A 24,118-nucleotide genomic window follows, 5' to 3' on the forward strand; every position below is an offset into this window, starting at 1 on the left:
GCCGTGGCAACCGAAGGACAGCGTAGCTAATCCTTCCTGTCAATACCAAACACGTCCTTTTACCAGAAAGCCCCGGCACCACTACGGTACCGGGGCTTTGTATTAGAGCTTGGTAACAATAGAAAGCTGGTCGCTGAGAACAGGACGGATTGCCACAGCCTGCGGCCTCGCAATGACAGGCGCCTCCCTACTGCTTCAGGCCGGCCGGGACGCCCTGCGGGAACTCCGCCGCAATTTCTTTCTGCAGCTCCCCGATGCGGTTGCCGGGGTCGGGGTGGGTGCTGAGGAACTCGGGGGTGGAGCTGCGGCCGCCCTGCTGCTGCAGCATCTGCATCACCTGAATCATGGCGCGGGGGTCGTAGCCGGCCTGGGGCGTGAAGTCGACGGCCAGGCGGTCGGCCTCCAGCTCGTCTTCGCGGCCGAAGCGCAGGTTCACCACCTTGGCAATTGCGGCCGCAATGGCCGCTTTGGCCACCGAGCTACCGGGGTTGTTGGGGTCGTAGGAAGCAATGCCGGCCGCACCGGCCAGGCCCTGCGTCAGGTTCGATTTGGCCACTTGCTCAGCCGAGTGGCGAGCCACTACGTGGCCGATTTCGTGCGCCAGCACGCCCGCCAGTTGGGCCTCCGAGGTCAGCTTGTTCAGGATGCCCTTCGTGATGAACACCTGCCCGCCGGGCAGCGCGAAGGCGTTGATGGTCTGGTCGTCGGCCAGCAAATGGAACTGGAAGCGGTAGGGCGTTTGGCCGGCCTTGGTGCTGGCCACTATTTTTTGGCCCACGGCCTGCACGGCGGCCGTGGCGCGGGCGTCGGTGCTTTCGCCACCGTACTGGGCGGCCATTTCTGGCGCCGCCTGCACGCCCAGGGCAATTTCCTGGTCGGCGCTCATGTTCACGTGCTGGGTTTCGCCGGTCACCTCGTTTTTCGAGGTATTGAAAAAGTAACCGAACAGGGACACCGCCGCCACGATGAGGGCAATGATGACGCGGAGATTAAGACGCATAGCTAGGAAGGAAAAGGGTGATGAAAAAAGCGCGAACCGGCCATTGCACAAGCCGGTTCGCGCTTATAACGCACGCTTCTCGTTCTGGTTATGCTGCTCAGTTGACGCCGGCCGCGCCTCCGCCCTGCTGCAGGCCCGCGTAAGCCGCCACCGCCGTGTTCAGGTTGAGCCACTGCGAGCGGTAGCCGGCCGTGGCCGGGCCGTGCAAGTACACCACGCTCCCGCCCTTGATGGCCTTCACGATGGCCGCCGTTTCGGCCACCGGCAGGGCCGGACAGCCCTGGCTGCGCCCCAGCCGGCCGTGGGCTTTCACAAAATCCTCGCACACATACTCGGCCCCGTGCACCACCACCGCCCGGCTTTCGGCGTTGGTATTGAAGCCGGGGTCGAGGCCCCGGATTTTCAGCGACAGGCCGTGTTTACCCGTGTAGGTAGTGGGCGCCGTGCGGTAGAAACCCAGGCTGCTCATCTCCGAGCCGTCTTTGTTCGAAAACGCCACCGGCACATCGCCCCCGCTGGCCTTGCCGTGCGCCACCAAGGTGTGAAACAGCACTTTGGCGCGGGCCACGTCAATCACCCATAGCCGCTTCTGTTGGCTCGGCCGGCTGAAATCAATGAGCGTGAGCACCGACGAACCGCCGGCTTTTTGCAAGTTGTAGTAACCCACCAGCCCCTCCCGAAACACCGGCAACGACAGCCCCGTGGCCCCCAGCCGCAGGTTGGCATAAAGCTGCGCGGCCCGCTGCTCAAAAGCGGCCTGATAGTAAGCCTGCCGCGCCGCCGCGGGCAGTGCTGCCACGGCCGCCGGCCCCGACTGGGCCGCCACCGGCGCCACCCCCAGCCAGGCGCCCGCCAGCAGCAAGGTCACTATTTTTTTTACTTCCATCGCTGATAGCTAATTACTCTTATTCTATTTATCCCAGGTAAGGGCATTATACAGCATCGTGCCAAATTTAGTGCTTAGTTTCGTCAATTTTTAAGCGGTTTCCTGCGCGCCGTCCCTACACCTTCCTGTTAATGCCGAAGCTTTTTCTTTCTGCCAAATCTTTGTGCTGCGCCGCTGTCTGGGCGTTGGGCTGGGTGTGCCTGAGCGGTTGCGGCCATGCGCTGCCCAAAGTCGAAGGCTTTGATGCGGCCGCCTGGCGGGCCGACCCCTATGCCTGCCGCAACCTGCGCCGCGCCGCCGTGCCGGCCCTGGCGCGCGCCAAAGAACAGCTCTACGAAGCCCGCGCCAACGACGTAACCGCCCTGCTTGGCCCGCCCGACGAAGAAGAATTGCGCGCCAACACCGAGAAAGTATATTACTACTACCTAGAGCCCGGCACGCAGTGCGAAGCCCGGCATCCACGTTCCAGCGCGGCCTGCCTCAGCCTGCGCTTCGGCCCCCTCGGCACCGTCACGGAGGTACTGACGGACCCACTGAAGCCTACTGCGCAACCATAATAAAAAGCCCCGGCAACAAGTGCCGGGGCTTTTTATTTGCTAAAACGGGGAATTATTAACCCAATCCGTTGCCCGAAGTGGCGGGCGCTGTGGCGGGCTGGTTGTTGTCTTGCTGCAGCTGGCTCAGCTGCGACGGCGTGAGAATGCGGCTGCACTCCTGTTCGTACTGGGCTTCGAGTTCGGCGGTTTTGGAAGCACGGGTAGCTTCGTCGTTCTTGTAGTCGCGGTTGATGCTGTTGAGGCCGGCCAGCTTGGTGCGGTTCAGCGGCAACAGCTTCAGGTACTGCCCCTCGTTGAGGTGCAGGCGGGTCACCATTTCGCGGGTGGCCACTTGGGCATCGGCATTCACGGCTTTGCCGAACGTGGGGTGTTCGCTCAGCCGGTCTGCCATTTGGGCTTGTGCGCCGAAGGAGACGCCGGCTAACAGGAGTGTCAGCAGTATGGCGTTGGACTTGCACATAAAAAACAAATATTTGACAGGGAAGATGTTTGGATTTGTTCTTAACGGCCGCAAGATAGTGTTTAGTTTCTGGATTAGTCTACTTGTTCTTATTATTGCCATAAACAATTAACCTGCACACTAAAAGGGCCAGCTCAATGAGCTGGCCCTTTTAGTGTGCAGGTTATGAACCTTAGTCTTTATTCCGTTCAGCAACCGTCTGCTCTTCATCGTCGGAGCGGTAGTACTGCATGGCGATGAGCGAGGTGATAACGCCGGTCATGGCGCCCATAAGAATAATGCCCAGGCCGCTGATGAGCACGCCCAGGTCGGCGCCAAACAGGTCGCGGGTGCGGATTTGGGCAATGGCCTGGTGGCTAACGCCGCCCAGCACCCAGAAAGCAGCGCCCAGCATCACGGAAGCTACCAGCGCCGTCACAATGCCCGTGCCATAGCCTTCGAGGTAGCCCATGTGGGCTCCTTTGGTCATGCGCAGGTGGCGGATGGAAAGCACCACACCCGTCACGATGATGGCACCGTTGAGCGCGCTGGCTTCAATATTGCCCAAAAAGCCGGTCACGGCAGCTATCACCAAGTACACTATCAGGACGACACCGGTGTAGATGCCATAACGCACGCCATTATTTTCAGCGGTGGCGCGCAGCGCCGCCATGCGGCGGGCCGAACGAGCGGCCGAGCCTTTTAATGCGGAAGAAGATGCAGTTGCCATTGGAAATTCGATTTGAAGGTAGGTGTGGAAAAAAAGTGGTGCGGATGCCACGATGTTCTCTTATTATACTGCCTTGGTCCGCGCGGGGTTGTGCAGGCACCGGCCTGACAGGCACTTATTTGCGCTGCTACCCGTTTGATAAAATGCGCCGACGCCGGCATCGTGCGTAATTTTGCGGCCGGCGGCGCTCCCTGCGCCTTTTTATTTCCTCTTTCTCGTTAGTTGAATGATTTCCACCTCCAATGTGAGCCTGCGCTACGGCAAGCGCGTGCTGTTTGAAGACGTCACCGTTAAATTCCTGCCCGGCAACGTGTACGGCCTCATCGGGGCCAATGGCGCGGGCAAATCCACGTTCCTGAAAATCCTCTCGGGCGAGATTGAGCCCAACACCGGCTCGGTGGAAATGCCCGCCGGCCAGCGCCTGGCCGTGCTCAAGCAGAACCAGTTTGCTTACGACGACCAGGAAGTGCTGAAAACCGTCATTCAGGGCCACCAGCGCCTGGCCGAGGTGATGACCGAAAAGGACGCCCTCTACGCCAAGTACGACGCGGGCACGGCCACCGACGCCGACGGCGAGCGCCTGGGCGTGCTTGAAAGCGAATTTGCCGACATGGAAGGCTGGGACGCCGAGTACAAGGCGGCCGAACTGCTCTCGGGCCTTGGCATTACCGAAGACAAGCACTACTCGCTCATGGCCGACCTCGGCGCCAGCGAGAAGGTGCGCGTGCTGCTGGCCCAGGCCCTGTTTGGCAACCCCGACGTGCTGCTGCTCGACGAACCGACCAACAACCTCGACGCCGAGAGCGTGCTCTGGCTCGAAAACTTCCTCGATAACTTCGAGAACACCGTGATTGTGGTGAGCCACGACCGCCACTTCCTCGACGCTGTGTGCAACTACATGGCCGACCTGGACTTCTCGAAAATCACGATGTACCCCGGCAACTACTCCTTCTGGTACGAGAGCAGCCAGCTGGCGCTGCGCCAGAAGCAGGAAGTGAACAAGAAAACCGAGGACAAGCGCAAGGAGTTGGAAGAGTTTGTGCGCCGCTTCTCGGCCAACGCCTCGAAATCGAAGCAAGCCACCAGCCGCCAGAAGCTGCTGCAAAAGCTCACGCTGGAGGAAATCAAGCCCTCTTCGCGCCGCTACCCCTACATCGCCTTCAAGCCCGAACGCGAAGCCGGCAACCAGCTGCTGAGCGTGGAAGGCGTGAGCAAGAGCGTGGACGGCGTGCCGGTGCTCAAGAACGTAACCTTTAACCTCGATAAGGGCGACAAAGTGGCCATTGTGGGCCGCGACGACCGGGCCGCTTCCTTGCTGTTCGACATCATCTTTGGCGAAACCAAGGCCGACAAAGGCGACTACAAGTGGGGCACCACCATCACGCCCAGCTACTTCCCCAAGGAAAACTCCGCCTTTTTCCAGGCCGACAACATGAACCTCGTGGATTGGCTGCGCCAATACTCGGTGGAGAAAGACGAAAGCTTCGTGCGCGGCTGGCTGGGCCGGATGCTGTTTTCGGGTGAGGAATCGCAGAAAAAGCCCAACGTGCTGAGCGGCGGCGAGAAGGTGCGCTGCATGCTGAGCAAGATGATGCTGGAAAGCGGCAACGTGCTGGTGCTCGACGACCCCACGAACCACCTCGACTTGGAAAGCATTCAGGCCCTGAACAACGGCCTGAAGGACTTCACGGGCTCGCTGCTCTTCGCTTCGCACGACTTGCAGTTCATCGACACCGTGGCCAACCGCATCATCGAACTGACCCCGGACGGCATCATCGACCGCCGTATGAACTACGAAGAATACCTGGCCGACGAAACGCTGAAAGCGCAGCGCCAGAAAATGTACCAATTGGCATAAGTATTCGACGGATGGCCGAACGATGGATGGGTTAACTTTCGTTATTTCATCGACTGTTAACCCATTCATCGCCATCTTTCCTTCTCATTCCGATATTCTTCCCATGAAACGTCATTTGCTTCCGCTGGTGTTGCTGCTGGGCGTGGCTTACCTGCCGGCCCACCGAGCCCAGGCTCAGGACAAGCCCGTGCTGAACTCGGCGCCTCCCGGCCCGCCGCCCGCGCAGCCCCGCCCCGTGGAGCCCACTCCTGCCCCGGCCACCACGCCGGAGGCCCCGGCTCCCGCGCAGGAGCCGCAGCCGGAAGCTCGCCCCACCCCCGATGCTCCGTCGGGCCTGGACTTCCCAAACCGTCAAAACACCAAGGCGGGCGGTGCCGAGGACAAGCCACCGACGAAGAAATTTATTTACGCCAACCTGGGCTTGGGCTACACGTCGGTGGACGGCATCGGCAATTTCAACGCCAGCTTGGCGCCGGCTCTGGGCTTTCGCGTTACCGATAAGCTCGCCATCGGTCCGGGCCTTTCTTACTCCTACAACAACTATTCGCTTTCGCCGGAAAGCTTCTATCGCACCTATGGTTTCACGTACCCCACCCCGTCGGGTACGCTTACGGCCAGCGGCGCCAACAGCCTCTCCAGCAGCAGCCTCGGATTTAAAGCCTTTGCGCAATACATCGTGTACAAAGAATTCTTTTTGCACGCCGAGTACGAAGTCACCAACGCGCAATTGGCCGGTTACGACCAGTACAATTACCTCGTTAAATTAAATAGAACCGTGACTTCGCCCCTGGCCGGTATCGGCTACCGTTCGCAATTGGGCGAAAGGGCGGCCGTCGATATCCTGGGCCTGTACAACTTTGGCAGTTCCGCTTTTTCGCTCTACCCCGGGCTGAACCTGCGCTTTTGCTTTTTGTACAACATCGGCCGATAGTCGAACGGTGTCGATTTAAACACAAAAAAGCCGTGCTGACGAATCAGCACGGCTTTTTTGTGTTTTTAAAGTTAACCCAAAGGGATGCTTACACCGCGCTTCGGCCGCTGATAACACGCAGCAGTACGGCGATGATGGCAATAACCAGCAGGGTGTGAATGATGCCGCCCGTGTAGTAGCCACCAAAGTAGCTAACAGCCCAAATGATGATGAGGATGACGGCGATGATATACAGGAGGTTGCCCATGGCTAGTGTGTGTGTGAAGGAGGTGAAAGAAACAGACTATGCCGCATTGTACGCGGGTGTTTTCAAAAGGATATATTAATTGGAAAAAAATTTGGTTGCGGGCAAACAAAATGGCGGTTGCCCTTGCTGCTGTAGCTTTGTCGGGCCCGGCCACTGGCCCGCACCTGCATTCCCACCCACCCTTTCAGTTGTTAGTTATGAACGTCGCCGTAATCGGCTCCGGCACCATGGGCAACGGCATTGCCCACGTATTTGCGCAGCACGGCTTTGCTGTGTCCCTCATCGACATCAACCAGCCGGCCCTCGACCGCGCCCTGGGCACCATCACCAAAAACCTCGACCGTCAGGTGGCCAAAGCCACGTTGAGCGAAGACGACAAAACGGCCACCCTGGGCCGTTTGCGCACCTTCACCTCGCTGGCCGAGGGCGTGGCCAACGCCCAGCTGGTGGTGGAAGCCGCCACCGAAAACGTGGACCTCAAGCTGCAAATATTCCGCGACCTGGACCAGCACGCCCCCGCCGAAGCCATTTTAGCTTCGAATACCTCGTCGATTTCGATTACTAAGATTGCGGCCGTCACCAAGCGGCCCGCGCAGGTAATCGGTATGCACTTCATGAACCCTGTGCCGGTGATGAAGCTGGTGGAGGTAATTCGCGGCTACGCCACGTCGGATGAGGTGACGCAAAAAGTGATGGACCTCTCGCGCCAGCTGGGTAAAACGCCCACCGAGGTGAATGACTACCCCGGCTTCGTGGCCAACCGCATTCTGATGCCGATGATTAACGAGGCCATCATCACGCTGCACGAGGGCGTGGCGGGCGTGGAGGAAATAGACACGGTGATGAAGCTGGGCATGGCCCACCCCATGGGCCCGCTGCAGCTGGCCGACTTTATCGGGCTCGACGTGTGCCTGGCCATTCTGCGGGTGCTGCACGAGGGCCTGGGCAACCCCAAGTACGCCCCCTGCCCCCTGCTGGTGAACATGGTGACGGCCGGCCGCCTGGGCGTGAAGTCGGGCGAAGGTTTCTACCAACACACGGCCGGCTCGAAAGAGCTGGTGGTGGCCGAGCGGCTGCGGAAGTAAGCGTACAGTTTGTCATTGCGAGGAGGCACGACGAAGCAATCCGTCCTGTTCTCAGCGACTAGCCTTCTATTGTGACAAAGCCCCGACACCTCACCGGCGTCGGGGCTTTATGCGTTTTTAAAATGCTTCGTCACAACTCAGGGCTGGTCGCGGCTGAGAGGAGGGATTGCCGCGCTTCACTGCGTTCCGCTCGCAATGACAGACGCGGGCACGATGTAAGGAAATAACCACAGCTGCGTCTACCGCGTTGTTACCAACACCAACGAATTAATTTCCTACCCATGCAACATGCAACATTTGGCGCCGGCTGCTTCTGGTGCGTCGAGGCCGTTTTTCAGAACCTGAAGGGGGTGGAGAAAGTGGTATCCGGCTACACCGGCGGCCGCATTGCCAACCCCACTTATAAAGAAGTATGCAGCGGCCTCACTGGCCACAACGAGGTCATCGACATCACCTTCGACCCGGCCGTTATCAACTACAAAGAGCTGCTTGAAATCTTTTGGAAAACCCACGACCCCACCACCCTCAACCGCCAGGGCAACGACGTGGGCACGCAGTACCGCTCGGGCATCTACTACCACAACGAGGAGCAGAAGCAGCTGGCCGAGGAGTACAAGAAGAAGCTCAACGACAACCAGGCCTTCCCCAACCCTGTGGTGACAGAAATTCTGCCCGCCCCGGCCTTCTACCCCGCCGAGGATTACCACCAGAATTACTTTAACCTGCACGGCCACGAGCCCTACTGCCAGTTTGTGGCCCGCCCCAAGGTGGAAAAGGTGAAGGCCCTGTTTGGCGAGAAGCTGAAGGCGGGGGTGTAGTTGTCATTCCGAGTGTAGCGAGGAATCTGAGAAATGAAAAGGCCGCTTCCTAAGAAGCGGCCTTTTCTGGTTATTAAATATTCCGAATTGAGGTAGCAAGCTGCCGAATCTCGGCTAAATCATTTTCCTTCCAAGGCCCTTTAGCAGCGCGAAACAACAATTCGAAGCCTTTGTGAAATAACAGGCCGGTTTGGGTGCCGCCACGCGTTGCCCAGCTTCCCACATTGACCGTCAGTTGGTTTAGTTTAACCTTCACCGGATGCCGCCAAAGCAATTTGTAAATTAATTCTTGCGTAGCCGGTTCGATGATAATTTCCTTCAGTGGCGGCCAGATGAGGTAGTTGATTATGTTGCAAACATTAACTATCAGCAGCACAGCGACTGGTAAAATGGGAGACGAACCCTTAAACCTCGTGATACTTAGCAAGAATATAATCGAGCCGAAAATCAGATTAGATAGGGCAAATTCTCGCCAAAAATATCTGTTGCTCAGCTTGAATTCCCGCATGGCTTTCAGCTTACACGCTAACGCCAAAATCGCGCAGCGCGTCATTAAGCGACGTCTTCAAATCTGTGCTGGGTTTGCGCTGACCGATGATGAGGGCACACGGCACCTGGTACTCGCCGGCAGGGAACTGCTTGTTAATGGAGCCGGGGATGACCACCGAGCGCGGTGGCACGTAGCCTTTATATTCCTTGGGCTCGGCACCGGTCACGTCAATAATTTTAGTGCTGCCGGTGATGGTGACGCCCGCGCCAATCACGGCCTCTTTGCCGATGCGGCAGCCTTCCACGAGGATGCTGCGCGAGCCGATGAAGGCGCCGTCTTCGATGATGACGGGGGCCGCCTGCACGGGCTCCAGCACGCCGCCGAGGCCCACACCACCGCTCAGGTGTACGCCCTTGCCCACTTGAGCGCAGCTGCCCACAGTAGCCCAGGTGTCCACCATAGTGCCCTCGCCCACGTAGGCACCGATGTTGGTATAGCTGGGCATGAGGATAACGCCCGAAGCCAGGAAGGCGCCGTAGCGGGCCACGGCGGGTGGCACCACGCGCACCTGCTGCCCGGCGTAGTCGGTTTTAAGCAGCATCTTGTCGTGGTACTCGAAGGGCCCCACTTCCTGGGTGCTCATCTGACGGATGGGGAAGTACAGAATCACGGCCTTCTTCACCCATTCGTTGATGGTCCACTCGCCTCCATCTTCGGCAGGCGGCTCGGCCACACGCAGGCGGCCTTTGTCAAGCTCCTCGATGACGTGCTCGATGGCGGCTTTGGTTTCAGGGGTTTGGAGCAGGGCACGGTCGGCCCAAGCGGCTTCAATTTGGGATTGCAGGTTAGCCATTATCAGATTAGCTTAATGAAGGGAGAGCGCCGTACCGAAAGACTCGCAGCGGCTTAGAATCAGCAAAACTAGCATCTTTGGCCCGTGTTAGGCTCCGCAGGTTCTGATTTCGTGGTATTGCTGGCGTCGGTGCTGAAGCCGGTCGACGACACCCGTATGCGGGGCAAGTTTGCCGAAAGCCTGCGAGCGCGGCCCCGCGTGCGGGTGCACGTAGCGGGGCGCGGCCCGGAGAGGCAGGATGGTACTAGCGAAGCCAACGAGACTTCGGTGGTACAGCAGCACGGCATTTTTGAAGGTTCCCGCCTGAGCCTGGGCCGACTGGCAGCGCAATGGCGCTACTGGCAGCTGCTGCAGCAGTTGAAGCCCGCCCTGGTCGTGGTGCATGCGCCGGAACTGCTGCCGCTCACGCTGCTCTGGCAGCGGCTGGGCCGGAGCCGGAAATTCATCTATGACATCCGCGAAAATTACGCCCTGAACGTTTCGACGCAGCAGGTGTACCACGGCTACCTGAAACGCGCGCTGGCGGCTGGCCTGCGCTGGGTCGAGAGCCGCGCCGCGCGCCGCGCCGCCGCTGTGCTGCTGGCCGAAGCCAGCTATGCCAATGAATTGCCTTTTCTAGAACAACTGCCGGCCGGCCGGGTGCTGGTACTCGAAAACAAATACCAACCCGCCCCCGACGAAATCAGCGCCGTGCAGCCGCGGGCCCTGCCGCCACCTGGCGAGCCCCTGTGCCTGCTTTACTCCGGCACCATCTCGGAGCTGAATGGGGTGCGGGAGGCCATTGCCTTCGCCGAGCAGTTGCACGCGGCGTGGCCGGGCGGGGTGCAACTCACCATCATCGGCTACTGCCAGCAGCCGGAGGTGCTCGAGTGGTTGCACAACGTGGTGGTCCAAAAGCCGGCATGGGTGAAACTGATTGGCGGTGCCGCGCTGGTGCCCCACCAGCAAATTGTGGCTGAAATAGGTCGGAGCCATGTGGGCCTGCTGCCCTACCGCCCGCACATCAGCACCGAGCGGTGCCGGCCCACCAAGCTATTCGAGTACCTGGCCCACGGCCTGCCCGTGCTGGCCACGCCCAATCCCCTTTGGGGCGCCCTCATTCGGGAGCACGGCGCCGGGCTAGAAGTTGACTTTGCCCGTCCGCTCGATGCGCCGGCTTTGGTGGCGCAGCTGCGCCGGGCCAATTTCTATTCCGATGGCATTCCTGCTGATGCGCTTTGGGCTTCCGAAGGCAAAAAATTGTGGCTTTTGCTGGATTCTCTGTTTTAAACCGCCACCTTTGCGCCCATTTTGCGTCAACCATTCTGGTTGAGTACACGCCCAACAGGCGCTAATCCTCTCAGAATTCCCACTTCACTTCCATCAGCCCATGGCTACGCTACGTCATTCTTACATCGCCGGAGTCGGCCACTACGTTCCCAGCCGGGTGGTGAAAAACACCGAGCTCGAATCCCTCATGAACACCTCCGACGCCTGGATTCAGGAGCGGACCGGCATTCAGGAGCGCCGCTGGTTTGAGGAAGGCAAAGACACCACCGCCAACATGGGCGCCAACGCCGCCCGCAAGGCCCTGGAAATGGCCGGCGTGGAGGCCAACGACGTGCAGATGATAGTATTTGCCACGCTTTCGCCCGACTACTTCTTCCCGGGCTCCGGCGTGCTCCTGCAGCGCGAGTTGGGCATGACCAACAACTGCCCCGCCCTCGACGTGCGCAACCAGTGCTCGGGCTTCATCTATGCCCTCTCGGTGGCCGACCAGTTTGTGCGCACCGGCATGTACGACACCGTGCTGGTGGTGGGCTCCGAAATTCACTCCTCCGGCCTGGATAAGTCGCCCGAAGGCCGCGGCGTCTCGGTCATCTTCGGCGATGGCGCGGGCGCCGTGGTGGTGCGTCCCAGCACAACCGAAGGCCAGGGCATTCTCAGCACCCACCTGCACGCGCAGGGCGAGCACGCAGAGGAGCTCATTGTGAAAGAGCCCGGCTCAAACCGTGACAATCGTGTTGAATACGTGGTAGCTAACAAGCAAGACCTCTACCCCTACATGAACGGCCAGAACGTGTTTAAGCACGCCGTGGTGCGCTTCCCGCAGGTCATCAAAGAGGCCCTGGACCAGAACGGCTATCAGCCCTCTGATGTCGACATGCTCATCCCGCACCAGGCCAACCTGCGCATCACGCAGTACGTGCAGCAGAAAATGGGCCTGACCGACGACAAGGTGTTCAGCAACATCCAGCGCTACGGCAACACCACCGCCGCCTCCGTGCCCATCGCCCTAAGCGAAGCCGTGCAGGAAGGAAAAATCAAGCGCGGCGACCTCGTGTGCCTGGCCGCCTTCGGCTCCGGCTTCACCTGGGCCTCGGCGCTGATTAAATGGTAGGTTGCCTGTCATGCTGAGCGCAGCCGAAGCATCTCTACCGCAATACTAAATGATTAGTACAGCAGTAGAGATGCTTCGGTGCGCTCAACATGACGTTCTTTGTATTGCATGCCCAGTCAAACCGAAGAAAACTACTTAAAAGCCATTTTCAAGCTGGCCGAGGAAGAGCCCGAAGCCACGGGCGTTAGTACCAACCGCATTGCGGCGGCGCTGGCCACCCGGGCCCCTTCCGTCACGGACATGCTACGGCGGTTGTCCGAGAAAAACCTGCTGAACTACGAGCGGTACCGCGGCGTGCAGCTCACGGCCGAGGGACAGCGGCTGGCCCTGCTCACTATCCGCAAGCACCGGCTTTGGGAAGTATTTCTGGTGCAGCAGCTTGGTTTTAGCTGGGATGAGGTGCACGATGTGGCCGAGGAGCTGGAGCACGTGCAGTCGCCCTTGCTCATGCGCCGGCTCGATGCCTTCCTGGGCCACCCCGCCCTCGACCCCCACGGCGACCCCATTCCGGCCGAGGACGGCGCCATTCGGCGCCCCGCCCACCGCCTGCTGGCCGACCTCTGCCCCGGCGACCACGGCACCTTGTGCGCCGTTAAAAATACCACTGCTCCCTTCCTGCAATACCTCGACAAAGTGGGGCTGCAGCTCGGCGCTGTGGTTGAAGTGCTGGACAAGGTGGCATTTGATAACTCTTTCGAGCTTAAGATAAACCAAGAGCGCACGGCGCTTATTTCAGCCGAAGTGAGCCGCAATTTGTTTGTGACGGAGTAAGCCCATCCAGCAGGCGCCACCGATAAAATCCGACCAATCCGATAAATCCGCCGAATCCGTGGTTCAGACAATTTTCTCCGATACCATCGTCGCTCTATCGACGCCGCCCGGCGCGGGCGCTCTGGCCGTGGTACGCTTGTCGGGCCCAGCGGCGGTGGTCATTACGGCGGCGGTTTTCTCCAAGAAAAGCCTGACCCAGGCTGCCGGTCACACCCTGCACTACGGCACCCTGCGTGACCCGGACACCGGTGAAATCATCGATGAAGTGGTGGTGGCCCTGTACCGGGCGCCCCGCTCCTTCACCCGCGAAGACGTGGTCGAAATCAGCTGCCACGGCTCCGACTATGTGGTGCGCCAGGTGCTGGCCCTGCTCCTGCGCCACGGCGCCCGCCTGGCCGAAGCCGGGGAGTTTACCAAGCGCGCCTTCCTGAACGGCGCCATGGACCTGGCTCAGGCCGAAGCTGTGGCCGACCTTATTGCCGCCGACTCGGCCCTCAGCCATAAGGTAGCCCTGAACCAATTACGTGGCGGTTTCTCGCAGGAGCTGCGCGACCTGCGCGCCCGGCTGGTGCAGTTTGCGGCGCTACTGGAACTGGAACTGGACTTTGGCGAAGAAGACGTCGAGTTTGCCGACCGCACCGGCCTAGCCCGGCTGCTGGCCGAAGTGCGCGGCGTAGTGCTGGGCCTGCTCCGCTCCTTCGAGCTCGGTAACGTCATTAAAAACGGCATTACGGCTGTCATTGCCGGCCGGCCCAACGCGGGCAAGTCTACCCTGCTCAACGCGCTGCTGCGCGAGGAGCGCGCCATCGTGTCGGCCATTCCCGGCACCACCCGCGACTTCATCGAGGATGAGGTGAGCATCGACGGTCTGCGCTTCCGCTTTGTGGACACCGCCGGCCTGCGCGACAACCCGGCTGATGAGGTCGAAGCCATTGGGGTACAGCGCACTCGCCAGCGCGTGAAGCAGGCAGCTATGCTGCTGTACTTGTTCGACTTATCCGAACTGGCTCCAGCAGAGGTTCAAGCTGAAATGCAAGAGTTAACCGCTGGTTTAGATTTACCAGTGCTTGCCGTTGGCAACAAAACGGACTTAGCCTTGGCGGAAACCATCCGGGCGTTTGAGCAAGCATTCGGCGCCGGGCAAACGCCGCTGGTGTTGCTGTCCGCCGGTCAGAACCAAGGCCTGGAGACGCTGCAAGCGGCCTTAGTAGCCCAGGTGCGGGGCTCGGCGCTGGAAAACACGGCCTCGGCTACCATCGTCACCAACGTGCGCCACGCCCGGGCCCTGGAAACGGCCGCTGCTCACCTTGCGGCCGTGCAAACCGGCCTCGATACCGGGCGCGGCACCGAACTGCTGGCCGCCGACCTGCGCCACGCCCTGGCTGCGTTGGGCGAGATTACCGGCGAAATCTCCTCCGAAGACTTGCTCACAAGCATTTTTACGCAGTTCTGCATTGGCAAATAATTCGGCTTTAACGTCGATTTAACCGGTAGCACCGCTAAATCTTCGCAAACGATGCCGAGGGCACTCAGGCAGGTTTTTGGGCCGTTTTGCGAAACCAAGCGGGGCCTTGCTTTGTAGTGAACAGGTCGTAGCAAGCCTGGAAATTTCCCGGCTTACGGCTTATGCGTTAGTTTCGCACCGTATTTTTTCCTCACCCCTCCCGCCCATGGCAGAAACCGCTGAACTCATCCTCGACGGCAAGTCTATTACCTTGCCCGTCATTGAAGGCACCGAACACGAAAAAGCTTTCGACATCGGCAAGCTGCGCGACCAAACCGGCTACGTGACCCTCGATTCGGGCTACAAAAACACCGGCGCCACCAAAAGCGCCATCACTTTCCTCGACGGCGAAGAAGGCATTCTGCGCTACCGCGGCTATCCCATCGAGCAGCTGGCTGAGAAGTCGAGCTTCCTCGAAGTGGCCTACCTGCTGATTTACGGCGCTCTGCCCACCAAGGCCGAGCTCGACAACTTCAGCGGCCAAATCACCAAGCACACGCTGGTGCACGAGGACATGCGCAAGATTTTCGACGGCTTCCCCTCGGCCACGCACCCCATGGCCATCCTGTCGTCGCTCATCTGCGCCCTCACCGGCTTCTACCCGCAGAGCGTGTCGCCGGACCTGAGCCCCGAGGAGATGGAGCTCAACATCATCCGCCTGCTGGCGAAGATGCCGACCATCGCGGCCTGGACCTACAAGAACAACATGGGCCACCCGCTGAACTACCCGCGCAACGACATGGACTATTGCGCGAACTTCCTCTACATGATGTTCAGCTTCCCCACCGAGAAGTACGAAATCAACCCGGTAGTGGTAAGCGCCCTCAACAAGCTCCTCATCCTGCACGCCGACCACGAGCAAAACTGCTCCACCAGCACGGTGCGCCTCGTAGGCTCGGCCAACGCCAGCCTCTACGGTTCGGTATCGGCCGGCATCAACGCCCTGTGGGGCCCCCTGCACGGCGGTGCCAACCAGGAAGTTATCGAAATGCTGGAAGCCATTGAGGCCGACGGCGGCGACACCAGCAAGTTCATCGCCAAGGCCAAGGACAAGAACGATTCGTTCCGCCTCATGGGCTTCGGCCACCGCGTGTACAAGAACTTCGACCCCCGCGCCACCATCATCAAAAAGGCCGCCGACGAAGTGCTGCAAGCCCTCGGCCTGCAGGACAGCCCCCTGCTGAAAATCGCGCAGGAACTGGAGCAAGCTGCCCTCACCGACGAGTACTTCATCTCGCGCAAGCTGTACCCGAACGTGGACTTCTACTCGGGCATCATCTACAAAGCCCTGGGCATCCCCACCGAGATGTTCACGGTAATGTTCGCCTTGGGCCGCCTCCCCGGCTGGATTGCCCAGTGGAAAGAGATGCGCGAAAACAAAGAGCCCATCGGCCGTCCCCGCCAGATTTACACCGGCGAGCTGGAGCGTGACTACGTGAGCATCGACGCTCGCGCGTAAACGCTTTCGGATACTAAAAAAGCAGGGCCCTGAAACGAATTCGTTTCAGGGCCCTGCTTTTTTGCGTTGTACCTCCTGCGAGGAATCCTTCGAGCTAGTATTCGCGCTTGAGGGTAATAAGCAAACCGCGGGTTTGATGCGACGTGAACATGGTGTCCACAACGGAAACCACCTCCCACCCTTCCCGTCCCAGGGCGTTCAGGTGATTGGTTAGTTCCTGGTAGTCGATGCCGCTGAAAAAACCACTCACGGTGTCCAGCAATCGGTATTCAAAGCGTTTCATAAGGTGCGGCGATGCAGCCCCGCTTCTTTGCGAATCGGGGCTGCCACGAAAGCTTACTTGATGCGGTGCGCGGTGAAGTTGTTGCGCAGCGACTGGTACGCCACCAGTTGCTGGGGCTGCAGCAGCGCAGCCAGTTCAAATTCATAGCGCTGCTGGGCTTCGGCTAGGCGGGTGTCGCGCTCCTCGGCGCTGGCGCCGTTGAGCAGGATTTCCAAGTCGCGGCGCTCGGTGAGCATATTCAGGTGCAGCTGCTTCACGGCGAGGTACTGCGCCTCGTTGAAGTGGATGTGCCGCGCCAGGGCCCGGGTGAGCGTGGTGGCGCGGGTCATCATGGCCGGCGAGTAAGAGCCGTCGCCAGGGCCGGCGGCCATCGCCGGGCTCGAGCAAACGCTTGTGGCAAGGCAGGTGGCCAGGAACAAGTTTTTCATGGTATGAAAGGGTTAATGGTGAAACGTGTTGTCAAGGGTCATTTTGAAGCGGTTGACCTATCCAAACGTAGTCACAATTTTCACTTGCACAAAAAACCACTTTTATATCACTTTTTTATTTGATTCGTTTTTCTATCTCACTATAAGTTCCTGATTATAAATCCATTTTTGAAATTAAAAAAACAGCTCCCTGAAATCAAAAAAAATTGCCTCAGCGGAAGATTCATATTTTTGTTGAGCGCGAATGCTATAATATTTTCACTTACTTAAAGCCTTGCTTTAAGTAAAAAGGCCTCCGGCGGAAACTTCCACCAGAGGCCTTTAAGAACATTCGAAGACCGGGCGACTTACAAAATATGTAGCTCAATGCGCCGGTTTAGCTGGCGGTGGGCTTCGGTATCGTTGGCAGCGAGGGGGTGACCTTCGCCGTAGCCCTTCGACCGGAGCCGGTTGATGGAGACGCCGTGGCTGGACAGGTACTCCACCACGGCCTGGGCCCGGCGCTGCGAGAGCTGAATGTTGGCCTCGGGCGAACCCACGTTATCGGTGTAGCCCGACACTTCAATCTGCACGTCGCGGTACTGCCGCATGAATTCAATCAGCCGGTTGAGCTCGGTGCGCGACTGGGGCTTGAGGTCGTACTTATTGGTATCGAAAAACAGGTTATTCAACACCACGCTCCGGCCCGAGCGCACGGGCTCCAGGTAAATATCCAGCGCGAGTGGGTCGAAGGTGTGCTGGTTGGAATAGTCGAAGCTGAGGCTTTTGAGCAGGTACTTATCGGCCGAGGCGTACATGGCGTAATGGTGGCCTTCGTTGAGCACCACGGTGTAGTCGCCGTACTCGGGGTCGGAGGTCACGAACTGAGTAAGCACGTCGGTATCCAGGTCGTAGAGCTTGACTTCAGCCTTGAGCGGCTTCTTGGTGTTGGCGTCAAACACGCGCCCTTGGGTGTATGTACTGGTTTCGCGGGCCTTCACGGGCTGGGGTACGGCAAAGCTGAACAACTCCACCGGCCGCTCGCGGGCCAGGCGGTAGCCCCCCGGCGGCTCGTCCGAAGCCTTGGTGCGCGAGCAGAACCCCTTCTGGTTGTCGGAAGTGATGAAAAGTGAGGCCTCGTTCTCGAAGGTATTGAGCGGGTAGCCCAGGTTGCGTGGCTCGCTCCAGCTGCCGTTGGCGTTTTTCTCGCAGCGAAACACGTCGAGGCCGCCCATGCCCACCAACCCATCGGTCACGTAATACAGCGTGGTGCCGCTGGCGTGGATGAACGGGGCCATGTCTTTGCCGGCCGTGTTCACTGGCGTGCCTACGTTTTGGGCCATGCTCCAGGTGCCATCGGGCTGCAGCGTGGTCACGTAAATATCTTCCTGGCCCTGGCCCCCACGGCGCGTCGAGGTGAAGTACAGCGTGCGGCCGTCGGCCGACAGCGAGGGCTGCGAGTCCCACTCTGTAGAATTCACGTTGGTGCCCAGGTTCACGGGCGTGCTCCAGTTGTTGCCGGTGCGGCGCGAGATGTACAGGTCGCAGTTGCCGATGGCTTTAGGCCGGTCGCAGGAGGCAAATACCAGCGTTTTGCCGTCGCCCGAAATGGAGCCCGCGCCCTCGTTGTAGCTGCTGTTGATGGCCGGCGAGATGGGCACCGGAGCGCCCAGGCTGCCGTCTTTGCTTTGGCGGCTCACATATAGGTCCTCACCGCTGCTGGCCGCCGGCCGGCCTGTGAAGAGCAGGAAGCGGTTGTCGGCCGTCAGCGCCGGGAAGTACTGAAACTTGAAGGAATTCATGGGCGAAGGCAACGCCACCGGCGCCTCGCCCACCGGATGCTTCATGGCGTTCAGCGCAAACTCACAGGTGAGCAGCTGGCGCTGCGACTTGGCCAGGTTTTTCTGCGTCTTGGGTGCCACCTTAAGCAGGTTCTTATAGGCGTCGAGGGCGGTTTGGTAGTCGCCGTAGCTCAGAGCCAAATCCCCCAAAAGCTGATACTCTGAAGCGTGCGAAGCTTCGAGCGGCACCTTGCCCAGGCCGTCGCGGTAGGCAGCCATGGCGTTGCGGTTGTCGCCCATGGCTTTCAACAGCGACCCTTTCAGCAGGAAGGCTTCACCAAAGGAGGGAAACTTCTCGTTGAGCTGGTTCAGCGTTTCCACGGCCTTCACAAAGTCGCGCTCCTTGGTTTGCTGCTGGGCTTTTTCCAGCAGCGACCGCGCCTTTGTGTTGGTGGGGGTTTGCACCTTGGGCGTCAGCTGGGCCTGGGCCGTTTCGGCCACTGTCAGGCACAGCAAGCTCATCACTCCGAGGCGCAATGCCCCCAACATTGTATTGCGACGCATAAGGTACGCTAAGGGATGTCCAGATACTTATGAGTTTGCAGCGAAACCTGCCATTGCGGGTGCTGCTTCACATATTCAACCAGCTCGGGCGTCATAGCCGTGGCCCGGCTCCATTCAGGTTGCAAGTATAAGCGCGTAGTCGAAGGTACCAAGGCCGCGTGTTCCTCAGCCCAGGTGAAGTCGTGCTTGTTAAACACGATGATTTTTAACTCGTGGGCCGCGGCCAGCACTTCGGGCAGCGGGGCTTTGAATTTCTTAGGCGACACGCACACCCAGTCCCAGCTGCCGGACAGCGGGTGGGCGCCTGAGGTTTCAATCCAGGTGCGGCAGCCCGCAGCTTGCAGCGCCGCCGTGAGCGGCCCCAGGTCGTGCATCAGCGGTTCGCCGCCCGTAATGACAACGTTGCGCCCAGGGTAGGCCAGCACGTTTTCTACCAGTTGCGCTACCGACTGCCGCGGGTGCGCATCGGCATCCCACGATTCTTTCACGTCGCACCAGTGGCAACCTACGTCGCAGCCACCCAGCCGGATGAAATAAGCAGCCCTCCCCGTGTTGTATCCCTCACCTTGAATGGTGTAGAACTGCTCCATTACGGGCAGCAGAACACCTTGCTCGCCGGCTTGCCGTTCATCGGAAGGTACAATTATTTCAGGATAAATTAGATTCACTTCTATCATATCTAAAAACGCGCTTAGAAACTAAACAGTCCAAACGCTGACCATAGAACACAGTGTTCCAAGGCCGGACTTTAAAAGTACAGCCTTGGAACCCGATAACCAAATATTCCTAAAAAATCAGTTGGCCGGCTTGGGGTAAATTTCACCCTTCGCGGCCCGCAAAGTGTTCAGCAAAAGCATGGCAATGGTCATGGGGCCCACCCCGCCGGGCACCGGCGTAATGGCCGATGCCAAGGGCGCCACCTCGGCAAAATTCACATCGCCTTTCAGGGCGTAGCCGCTTTTCTTGCTGGCGTCGGCCACACGGGTCGTGCCCACGTCAATCACCACGGCGCCGGGCCGCACCATGTCGGCCGTCACAAACTCGGGCCGGCCAATGGCGGCCACCACAATGTCGGCCGTGCGGCAGATTTCGGCCAGGTTTTCGGTACGCGAGTGGCATAAAGTAACCGTGCAGTTGGCTGTGTCCAAGTTCTTAGCCAGTAATATGCTAACGGGCGTGCCCACAATATTGGACCGGCCAATCACCACCGCGTGCTTGCCGCTGGTTTTTATGCCATGGCGGCTGAGCAATTCCACAATGCCCGAGGGCGTGGCGGGCAGCAGTGCGGGCAAGCCGGCCACCATGCGGCCGGTGTTCATGGGGTGAAAGCCGTCCACGTCTTTCTCGGGCCGGATGGCCTCGATGACTTTCTCAGGGTCGATGTGCTTAGGCAAGGGGAGCTGTACAATGAAGCCGTCGATTTCAGGGTCGTGGTTCAGCTCATTCACTTTGGCCAGCAGTTCAGCTTCGGTGATGTCATCCTCGTAGCGCAGCAACGTAGAGGCAAAGCCCACCCGTTCGCAGGCCAGCACCTTGTTGCGCACGTAGGTTTCGGAGCCGCCGTCGTGGCCCACTAGAATAGCAGCGAGGTGGGGCACCTTTTGGCCGGCAGCTTTTAGGGCTGTCACTTCGGCGGCAATTTCAACTTTGATGTCTTCGGCCGTTTGCTTGCCGTCGATGAGGTTGGAGGTCATTGTTACGGGAAAGTCATTATTCATACAAAGCGTCATTTAAGTGTTTGGTTTTGGCAAATAGTCAATACATTGGCGGCCACAATCGTCTTTTCCGCCTTCATCTTCATCCACCCATCTTTCATGGAAAACCAAACTTCAGTAGCTGGCATTCTCTTTTTTCTACTTATTGAGCTTGCTGTATTCATCCTGGTCATCGCGGGCCTTTGGAAGCTCTTCGTAAAAGCAGGCAAGCCTGGATGGGCTGCCATTATTCCTATTTATAACATCATTGTGATGCAGGAGATTGTCGGTCGCGAGGCATGGAAAATCATTTTGCTTTTCATCCCATTGGTCAATATTTACTTCGGCATCACGCTCTATGTCAGCTTTGCCAAAGCATATGGTAAGTATGGCATTGGCAACTATCTGGCACTTATTTTCCTGGGCATCATTTTCATTCCCTTGTGGGGCTTCTCTAATGAGGTGCAATACGTTGGTCCGGTAGAAGGTCCCAATCAAAATCTGGCTCCGGCCACTTCGTATTAAGTCAAATACCAGAAACAAAAAAGGCGGCCCCCAATGGAGCCGCCTTTTTTCGTTAATCAATTTTAAGCACTGCCAGAAACGCCTCTTGCGGAATTTCGACGGAGCCCACGGAACGCATCCGTTTTTTGCCCTCCTTCTGCTTTTCGAGCAGTTTGCGCTTGCGGCTGATGTCGCCGCCGTAGCACTTGGCAATTACGTTTTTGCGCAGGGCTTTCACGGTTTCGCGGGCGATAATTTTCTGGCCGATGGACGCCTGAATGGCGATGTCGAACATCTGGCGGGGCAGCAGCTCGCGCAGCTTCTCGCAGAGGCGCTTGCCCCATTCGTAGCTCTTGGAGCGGTGCACAATGGCAGAAAGAGCGTCGACCTTCTCACCGTTCAGCATCACGTCGAGCTTCACCATGTCGGATTCGCGGAAGCCAATCAGCTCGTAGTCGAGCGAGGCGTAGCCACGGCTGATGGATTTGAGCTTGTCGAAGAAGTCGAACACGATTTCCGACAGCGGCAACTCAAAGCTCATTTCCACCCGCTCGGAAGTCAGGTAGCTCTGGCCCTTGATGATGCCGCGCTTGTCCATGCACAGCGTGATGATGGCACCCACGTACTCCGACGCCGTGATAATCTGGGCCTTGATGTAGGGCTCCTCGATGTGCTTAATGAGGTTCGGCTCCGGCATGTCGGAGGGCGCGTTGATGACCAGTTCCTGGTCCTTGGTGCCGGTGGCGTGGAATTGCACGCTGGGCACGGTCGTAATGACCGTCATGTTGAACTCGCGCTCGAGGCGCTCCTGCACGATTTCCATGTGCAGCATGCCCAGGAAGCCGCAGCGGAAGCCAAAGCCCAGGGCCACCGAGGTTTCGGGCTCCCACACCAGCGAGGCGTCGTTGAGCTGCAGCTTTTCCATGCTGGAGCGCAGCTCTTCGTACTCGGTGGTGTCAACCGGATAGATGCCGGCGAATACCATTGGCTTCACGTCGGCGAAGCCCTGGATGGCTTCGGGCGTGGGGTTGTTGACGTGGGTGATGGTGTCGCCCACCTTCACCTCGCGGGCTTCCTTGATGCCCGAGATGAGGTAGCCCACGTCGCCGGCGCTCACCTCCTGGCGGGCTTCCTGGTTGAGCTTGAGCACGCCGATTTCGTCGGCGCCGTACTCCTTGCCGGTGGCCATGAAGCGCAGCTTGTCGCCCTTGCGCATGGTGCCGTTCTTGATGCGGAACAGTACCTCGATGCCACGGTAGGAGTTGAAAACGGAGTCGAAAATAAGGGCTTGCAGCGGGGCGTTGGGGTCGCCTTTCGGCGCGGGCACCCGCTCGCAGATGGCGTTCAGGATGTTCTCGATGCCAATGCCGGCCTTGCCCGAGGCGTGGATGATGTCCTCCGGCTTGCAGCCGATGAGGTCCACGATTTCGTCGGTCACTTCCTCCGGCATGGCGTGCGGAAGGTCGATTTTATTGAGCACCGGAATGATTTCCAAGTCGGCCCCGATGGCGAGGTATAGGTTGGAAATGGTCTGGGCTTCAATGCCTTGCGAAGCATCCACGATGAGCAGGGCGCCTTCGCAGGCGGCGATGCTGCGGCTCACTTCGTAGCTGAAGTCGACGTGGCCGGGGGTGTCAATCAGGTTCAGCGTGTACAGTTCCCCTTTATAAGGATACTGCATCTGGATGGCGTGGCTCTTGATGGTGATGCCCCGCTCGCGCTCCAGGTCCATGTTGTCGAGCAGCTGGGCCTGCATGTCGCGCTTGGCCACGGTGCTGGTAAACTCAAGCAGGCGGTCGGCCAGGGTGCTTTTGCCGTGGTCGATGTGGGCAATGATGCAAAAATTGCGGATATTCTTCACAGAGGGCGGTTTTTCAGAGCCCAAAGGTACGACGGCCGGGGCGCAAAAGCCAGCCGCCGCCCGTGCCCCAATCAAGGTTCAGCTTGTCAGAATCGGGCGACCCGGGTTAGTTTTGTCGATTGTATCCTGATTGCGCTATTTTTTTATCTCTACATGCAACCGACCGCCTCTGCCATTGAGTCGGGCCCACTCAGCTCCGCCGACCGTCAAAAGTTTCGGATGGCGGCCCTCAACAGCACCGCCATCTACGTGCTGGCCTATTACCTCGTGTGGGGCGTGCACCAGGTAGCCAAGTTTGCGTTGTCGAAGCGCTTGCACTTGCGGGGCAACTGGGAGCCCAGCCGCATCAACTACATCATGGCCGACGGCGAGTGGACGCAGCACCGCATCATTGCCGTGTACGGCATCGGGCCGCTGTTGTGCCTGGTGTTTGGCTTTGTGGCATTCCTGTGGTACTGGAAGCGCGAAAGGGCTCGTCCGGGCATTTTCAAGCTTTTGCTGCTCTGGATTGCCTTTCACGCCTGCAATGCCATACTCGGCGCGCTGCTGGCCGATTCGCTACGCCAGGAGGGTTTTTGGTACGTGCCCGATTGGATAATGCGCCTCGGCAGCATTGCGAATACGGCCGTGGCCCTGCTGGCGGGAGCCATCCAGCTCATCGTCGGTCGGCTGGCCACAGTGCCCTTCCTGCAGGCGCACGACTCGCACACGCTGATGCAGTTTCGGAACCGTCGACGCATGGTGTTCAGTACCATCATGGCGCCCTGGCTGCTGGGAGGCCTTTTTATTGCCGTCTTCAAGCTGCCTTATTTTTCCATGTACGAGTTCCTGCACCTGCTGATAATGGGGCTCCTGCTCTTTTCCCTTATCCTGGGCTGCATCAGCGACCCTTTCGACCTCACGGTGCAGGGGGCCCAGCCCACGCACGTGGCCTGGGGCTTTGTGGTGCTGGCCGTCATAACCGCCCTTGTTTGGCGCCTGGAGCTGAGTCCGCCGCACCATTTTGGATAAGATGG

Annotated in this window: 25 protein-coding genes; 12 read left to right on the forward strand and 13 right to left on the reverse strand. The window is 59.1% G+C overall.

Annotated elements, in window-relative coordinates; genetic code table 11:
• Positions 1-187: 187 nt before the first annotated feature.
• Together I2I01_RS02930 and I2I01_RS02935 are read right to left on the reverse strand one after the other, a co-directional pair.
• A complete protein-coding gene (locus tag I2I01_RS02930) occupies positions 188-1,000 on the reverse strand; it encodes a M48 family metallopeptidase (protein WP_196284914.1) in 813 nt (270 codons plus the stop codon).
• A 97-nt stretch (positions 1,001-1,097) separates the two neighbouring features.
• Positions 1,098-1,886: a murein L,D-transpeptidase catalytic domain family protein gene (locus tag I2I01_RS02935; protein WP_196284915.1), complete on the reverse strand. Its 789-nt coding sequence runs from the start codon at positions 1,884-1,886 to the stop codon at positions 1,098-1,100.
• Between the two features lie 131 nt (positions 1,887-2,017).
• Between I2I01_RS02935 and I2I01_RS02940 the strand changes: the two genes are divergently transcribed.
• The gene (locus I2I01_RS02940; protein ID WP_196284916.1) at positions 2,018-2,443 is read left to right on the forward strand and encodes a hypothetical protein; all 426 of its coding nucleotides are present in this window, start codon (positions 2,018-2,020) and stop codon (positions 2,441-2,443) included.
• Between the two features lie 55 nt (positions 2,444-2,498).
• Here I2I01_RS02940 and I2I01_RS02945 read toward each other — a convergent pair whose 3' ends face one another.
• Positions 2,499-2,903 (reverse strand): hypothetical protein, encoded by a 405-nt coding sequence (locus I2I01_RS02945; protein ID WP_196284917.1) that lies wholly within the window; start codon positions 2,901-2,903, stop codon positions 2,499-2,501.
• Between the two features lie 172 nt (positions 2,904-3,075).
• Entirely contained in the window at positions 3,076-3,612 is a 537-nt protein-coding gene (locus I2I01_RS02950) for a DUF4199 domain-containing protein (protein WP_196284918.1), read from the reverse strand.
• A 226-nt stretch (positions 3,613-3,838) separates the two neighbouring features.
• Between I2I01_RS02950 and I2I01_RS02955 the strand changes: the two genes are divergently transcribed.
• A complete protein-coding gene (locus I2I01_RS02955; protein WP_196284919.1) occupies positions 3,839-5,470 on the forward strand; it encodes an ABC-F family ATP-binding cassette domain-containing protein in 1,632 nt (543 codons plus the stop codon).
• A gap of 103 nt (positions 5,471-5,573) precedes the next feature.
• The gene (locus I2I01_RS02960; RefSeq protein ID WP_196284920.1) at positions 5,574-6,401 is read left to right on the forward strand and encodes a hypothetical protein; all 828 of its coding nucleotides are present in this window, start codon (positions 5,574-5,576) and stop codon (positions 6,399-6,401) included.
• A gap of 88 nt (positions 6,402-6,489) precedes the next feature.
• Here I2I01_RS02960 and I2I01_RS02965 read toward each other — a convergent pair whose 3' ends face one another.
• Positions 6,490-6,648: a lmo0937 family membrane protein gene (locus tag I2I01_RS02965; protein WP_196284921.1), complete on the reverse strand. Its 159-nt coding sequence runs from the start codon at positions 6,646-6,648 to the stop codon at positions 6,490-6,492.
• A gap of 197 nt (positions 6,649-6,845) precedes the next feature.
• Between I2I01_RS02965 and I2I01_RS02970 the strand changes: the two genes are divergently transcribed.
• Both I2I01_RS02970 and msrA read left to right on the forward strand, forming a co-directional pair.
• The gene (locus I2I01_RS02970; RefSeq protein WP_196284922.1) at positions 6,846-7,733 is read left to right on the forward strand and encodes a 3-hydroxyacyl-CoA dehydrogenase family protein; all 888 of its coding nucleotides are present in this window, start codon (positions 6,846-6,848) and stop codon (positions 7,731-7,733) included.
• A gap of 281 nt (positions 7,734-8,014) precedes the next feature.
• On the forward strand, positions 8,015-8,551 hold the full coding sequence (gene msrA / locus I2I01_RS02975; protein WP_196284923.1) for a peptide-methionine (S)-S-oxide reductase MsrA: 537 nt from the start codon (positions 8,015-8,017) through the stop codon (positions 8,549-8,551).
• A 73-nt stretch (positions 8,552-8,624) separates the two neighbouring features.
• Here the strand turns inward: msrA and I2I01_RS02980 are convergent, their stop codons facing one another.
• A complete protein-coding gene (locus tag I2I01_RS02980; protein ID WP_196284924.1) occupies positions 8,625-8,927 on the reverse strand; it encodes a hypothetical protein in 303 nt (100 codons plus the stop codon).
• A 142-nt stretch (positions 8,928-9,069) separates the two neighbouring features.
• Positions 9,070-9,894 carry a 2,3,4,5-tetrahydropyridine-2,6-dicarboxylate N-succinyltransferase gene (locus tag I2I01_RS02985; protein ID WP_196284925.1) on the reverse strand — a complete coding sequence of 275 codons (825 nt, stop codon included), beginning with the start codon at positions 9,892-9,894 and terminating at the stop codon, positions 9,070-9,072.
• A gap of 84 nt (positions 9,895-9,978) precedes the next feature.
• Between I2I01_RS02985 and I2I01_RS02990 the strand changes: the two genes are divergently transcribed.
• From I2I01_RS02990 to I2I01_RS03010, 5 genes are all read left to right on the forward strand, one after another.
• On the forward strand, positions 9,979-11,163 hold the full coding sequence (locus tag I2I01_RS02990; RefSeq protein ID WP_196284926.1) for a glycosyltransferase: 1,185 nt from the start codon (positions 9,979-9,981) through the stop codon (positions 11,161-11,163).
• A 100-nt stretch (positions 11,164-11,263) separates the two neighbouring features.
• Positions 11,264-12,274 (forward strand): 3-oxoacyl-ACP synthase III family protein, encoded by a 1,011-nt coding sequence (locus I2I01_RS02995; RefSeq protein ID WP_196284927.1) that lies wholly within the window; start codon positions 11,264-11,266, stop codon positions 12,272-12,274.
• 108 nt (positions 12,275-12,382) lie between these two features.
• Positions 12,383-13,045 (forward strand): metal-dependent transcriptional regulator, encoded by a 663-nt coding sequence (locus tag I2I01_RS03000; RefSeq protein ID WP_196284928.1) that lies wholly within the window; start codon positions 12,383-12,385, stop codon positions 13,043-13,045.
• A 58-nt stretch (positions 13,046-13,103) separates the two neighbouring features.
• Positions 13,104-14,510, forward strand: coding sequence for a tRNA uridine-5-carboxymethylaminomethyl(34) synthesis GTPase MnmE (mnmE, locus tag I2I01_RS03005; RefSeq protein WP_196284929.1), 1,407 nt, complete (start codon positions 13,104-13,106; stop codon positions 14,508-14,510).
• A 205-nt stretch (positions 14,511-14,715) separates the two neighbouring features.
• Positions 14,716-16,008: a citrate synthase gene (locus tag I2I01_RS03010; protein ID WP_196284930.1), complete on the forward strand. Its 1,293-nt coding sequence runs from the start codon at positions 14,716-14,718 to the stop codon at positions 16,006-16,008.
• A gap of 94 nt (positions 16,009-16,102) precedes the next feature.
• Here the strand turns inward: I2I01_RS03010 and I2I01_RS03015 are convergent, their stop codons facing one another.
• The 5 genes from I2I01_RS03015 to I2I01_RS03035 all read right to left on the reverse strand — a co-directional run bounded on the left by I2I01_RS03015 (position 16,103) and on the right by I2I01_RS03035 (position 20,737).
• On the reverse strand, positions 16,103-16,291 hold the full coding sequence (locus tag I2I01_RS03015; RefSeq protein ID WP_196284931.1) for a DUF4177 domain-containing protein: 189 nt from the start codon (positions 16,289-16,291) through the stop codon (positions 16,103-16,105).
• Between the two features lie 53 nt (positions 16,292-16,344).
• The gene (locus I2I01_RS03020; RefSeq protein ID WP_196284932.1) at positions 16,345-16,719 is read right to left on the reverse strand and encodes a hypothetical protein; all 375 of its coding nucleotides are present in this window, start codon (positions 16,717-16,719) and stop codon (positions 16,345-16,347) included.
• A 347-nt stretch (positions 16,720-17,066) separates the two neighbouring features.
• The gene (locus I2I01_RS03025) at positions 17,067-19,043 is read right to left on the reverse strand and encodes an OmpA family protein (protein ID WP_211537789.1); all 1,977 of its coding nucleotides are present in this window, start codon (positions 19,041-19,043) and stop codon (positions 17,067-17,069) included.
• An 8-nt stretch (positions 19,044-19,051) separates the two neighbouring features.
• Positions 19,052-19,633, reverse strand: coding sequence for a 7-carboxy-7-deazaguanine synthase QueE (locus I2I01_RS03030; protein ID WP_211537790.1), 582 nt, complete (start codon positions 19,631-19,633; stop codon positions 19,052-19,054).
• A 204-nt stretch (positions 19,634-19,837) separates the two neighbouring features.
• Positions 19,838-20,737 carry a bifunctional 5,10-methylenetetrahydrofolate dehydrogenase/5,10-methenyltetrahydrofolate cyclohydrolase gene (locus I2I01_RS03035; RefSeq protein WP_196284934.1) on the reverse strand — a complete coding sequence of 300 codons (900 nt, stop codon included), beginning with the start codon at positions 20,735-20,737 and terminating at the stop codon, positions 19,838-19,840.
• A gap of 120 nt (positions 20,738-20,857) precedes the next feature.
• Between I2I01_RS03035 and I2I01_RS03040 the strand changes: the two genes are divergently transcribed.
• Complete coding sequence (locus tag I2I01_RS03040) at positions 20,858-21,262, forward strand: DUF5684 domain-containing protein (protein ID WP_196284935.1); 405 nt, start codon at positions 20,858-20,860, stop codon at positions 21,260-21,262.
• A gap of 52 nt (positions 21,263-21,314) precedes the next feature.
• Here the strand turns inward: I2I01_RS03040 and lepA are convergent, their stop codons facing one another.
• Positions 21,315-23,102: a translation elongation factor 4 gene (lepA, locus tag I2I01_RS03045; protein WP_196284936.1), complete on the reverse strand. Its 1,788-nt coding sequence runs from the start codon at positions 23,100-23,102 to the stop codon at positions 21,315-21,317.
• Between the two features lie 153 nt (positions 23,103-23,255).
• Here lepA and I2I01_RS03050 point away from each other — a divergent pair, with 153 nt between their 5' ends.
• The gene (locus tag I2I01_RS03050; protein ID WP_196284937.1) at positions 23,256-24,113 is read left to right on the forward strand and encodes a hypothetical protein; all 858 of its coding nucleotides are present in this window, start codon (positions 23,256-23,258) and stop codon (positions 24,111-24,113) included.
• Positions 24,114-24,118 lie beyond the last annotated feature (5 nt).

It is taken from the genome of Hymenobacter properus, from assembly GCF_015694735.1.
Classification (GTDB): domain Bacteria; phylum Bacteroidota; class Bacteroidia; order Cytophagales; family Hymenobacteraceae; genus Hymenobacter; species Hymenobacter properus.

Excerpts from the sequence above, each read along its gene's own strand:
- I2I01_RS02930 (WP_196284914.1), bottom strand. The coding sequence starts at position 1,000 with ATGCGTCTTAATCTCCGCGTCATCATTGCCCTCATCGTGGCGGCGGTG.
- I2I01_RS02935 (WP_196284915.1), bottom strand. The coding sequence starts at position 1,886 with ATGGAAGTAAAAAAAATAGTGACCTTGCTGCTGGCGGGCGCCTGGCTG.
- I2I01_RS02940 (WP_196284916.1), top strand. The coding sequence starts at position 2,018 with ATGCCGAAGCTTTTTCTTTCTGCCAAATCTTTGTGCTGCGCCGCTGTC.
- I2I01_RS02945 (WP_196284917.1), bottom strand. The coding sequence starts at position 2,903 with ATGTGCAAGTCCAACGCCATACTGCTGACACTCCTGTTAGCCGGCGTC.
- I2I01_RS02950 (WP_196284918.1), bottom strand. The coding sequence starts at position 3,612 with ATGGCAACTGCATCTTCTTCCGCATTAAAAGGCTCGGCCGCTCGTTCG.
- I2I01_RS02955 (WP_196284919.1), top strand. The coding sequence starts at position 3,839 with ATGATTTCCACCTCCAATGTGAGCCTGCGCTACGGCAAGCGCGTGCTG.
- I2I01_RS02960 (WP_196284920.1), top strand. The coding sequence starts at position 5,574 with ATGAAACGTCATTTGCTTCCGCTGGTGTTGCTGCTGGGCGTGGCTTAC.
- I2I01_RS02965 (WP_196284921.1), bottom strand. The coding sequence starts at position 6,648 with ATGGGCAACCTCCTGTATATCATCGCCGTCATCCTCATCATCATTTGG.
- I2I01_RS02970 (WP_196284922.1), top strand. The coding sequence starts at position 6,846 with ATGAACGTCGCCGTAATCGGCTCCGGCACCATGGGCAACGGCATTGCC.
- msrA (WP_196284923.1), top strand. The coding sequence starts at position 8,015 with ATGCAACATGCAACATTTGGCGCCGGCTGCTTCTGGTGCGTCGAGGCC.
- I2I01_RS02985 (WP_196284925.1), bottom strand. The coding sequence starts at position 9,894 with ATGGCTAACCTGCAATCCCAAATTGAAGCCGCTTGGGCCGACCGTGCC.
- I2I01_RS02995 (WP_196284927.1), top strand. The coding sequence starts at position 11,264 with ATGGCTACGCTACGTCATTCTTACATCGCCGGAGTCGGCCACTACGTT.
- I2I01_RS03000 (WP_196284928.1), top strand. The coding sequence starts at position 12,383 with ATGCCCAGTCAAACCGAAGAAAACTACTTAAAAGCCATTTTCAAGCTG.
- I2I01_RS03010 (WP_196284930.1), top strand. The coding sequence starts at position 14,716 with ATGGCAGAAACCGCTGAACTCATCCTCGACGGCAAGTCTATTACCTTG.
- I2I01_RS03015 (WP_196284931.1), bottom strand. The coding sequence starts at position 16,291 with ATGAAACGCTTTGAATACCGATTGCTGGACACCGTGAGTGGTTTTTTC.
- I2I01_RS03020 (WP_196284932.1), bottom strand. The coding sequence starts at position 16,719 with ATGAAAAACTTGTTCCTGGCCACCTGCCTTGCCACAAGCGTTTGCTCG.
- I2I01_RS03025 (WP_211537789.1), bottom strand. The coding sequence starts at position 19,043 with ATGCGTCGCAATACAATGTTGGGGGCATTGCGCCTCGGAGTGATGAGC.
- I2I01_RS03030 (WP_211537790.1), bottom strand. The coding sequence starts at position 19,633 with ATGGAGCAGTTCTACACCATTCAAGGTGAGGGATACAACACGGGGAGG.
- I2I01_RS03035 (WP_196284934.1), bottom strand. The coding sequence starts at position 20,737 with ATGACCTCCAACCTCATCGACGGCAAGCAAACGGCCGAAGACATCAAA.
- I2I01_RS03040 (WP_196284935.1), top strand. The coding sequence starts at position 20,858 with ATGGAAAACCAAACTTCAGTAGCTGGCATTCTCTTTTTTCTACTTATT.
- I2I01_RS03050 (WP_196284937.1), top strand. The coding sequence starts at position 23,256 with ATGCAACCGACCGCCTCTGCCATTGAGTCGGGCCCACTCAGCTCCGCC.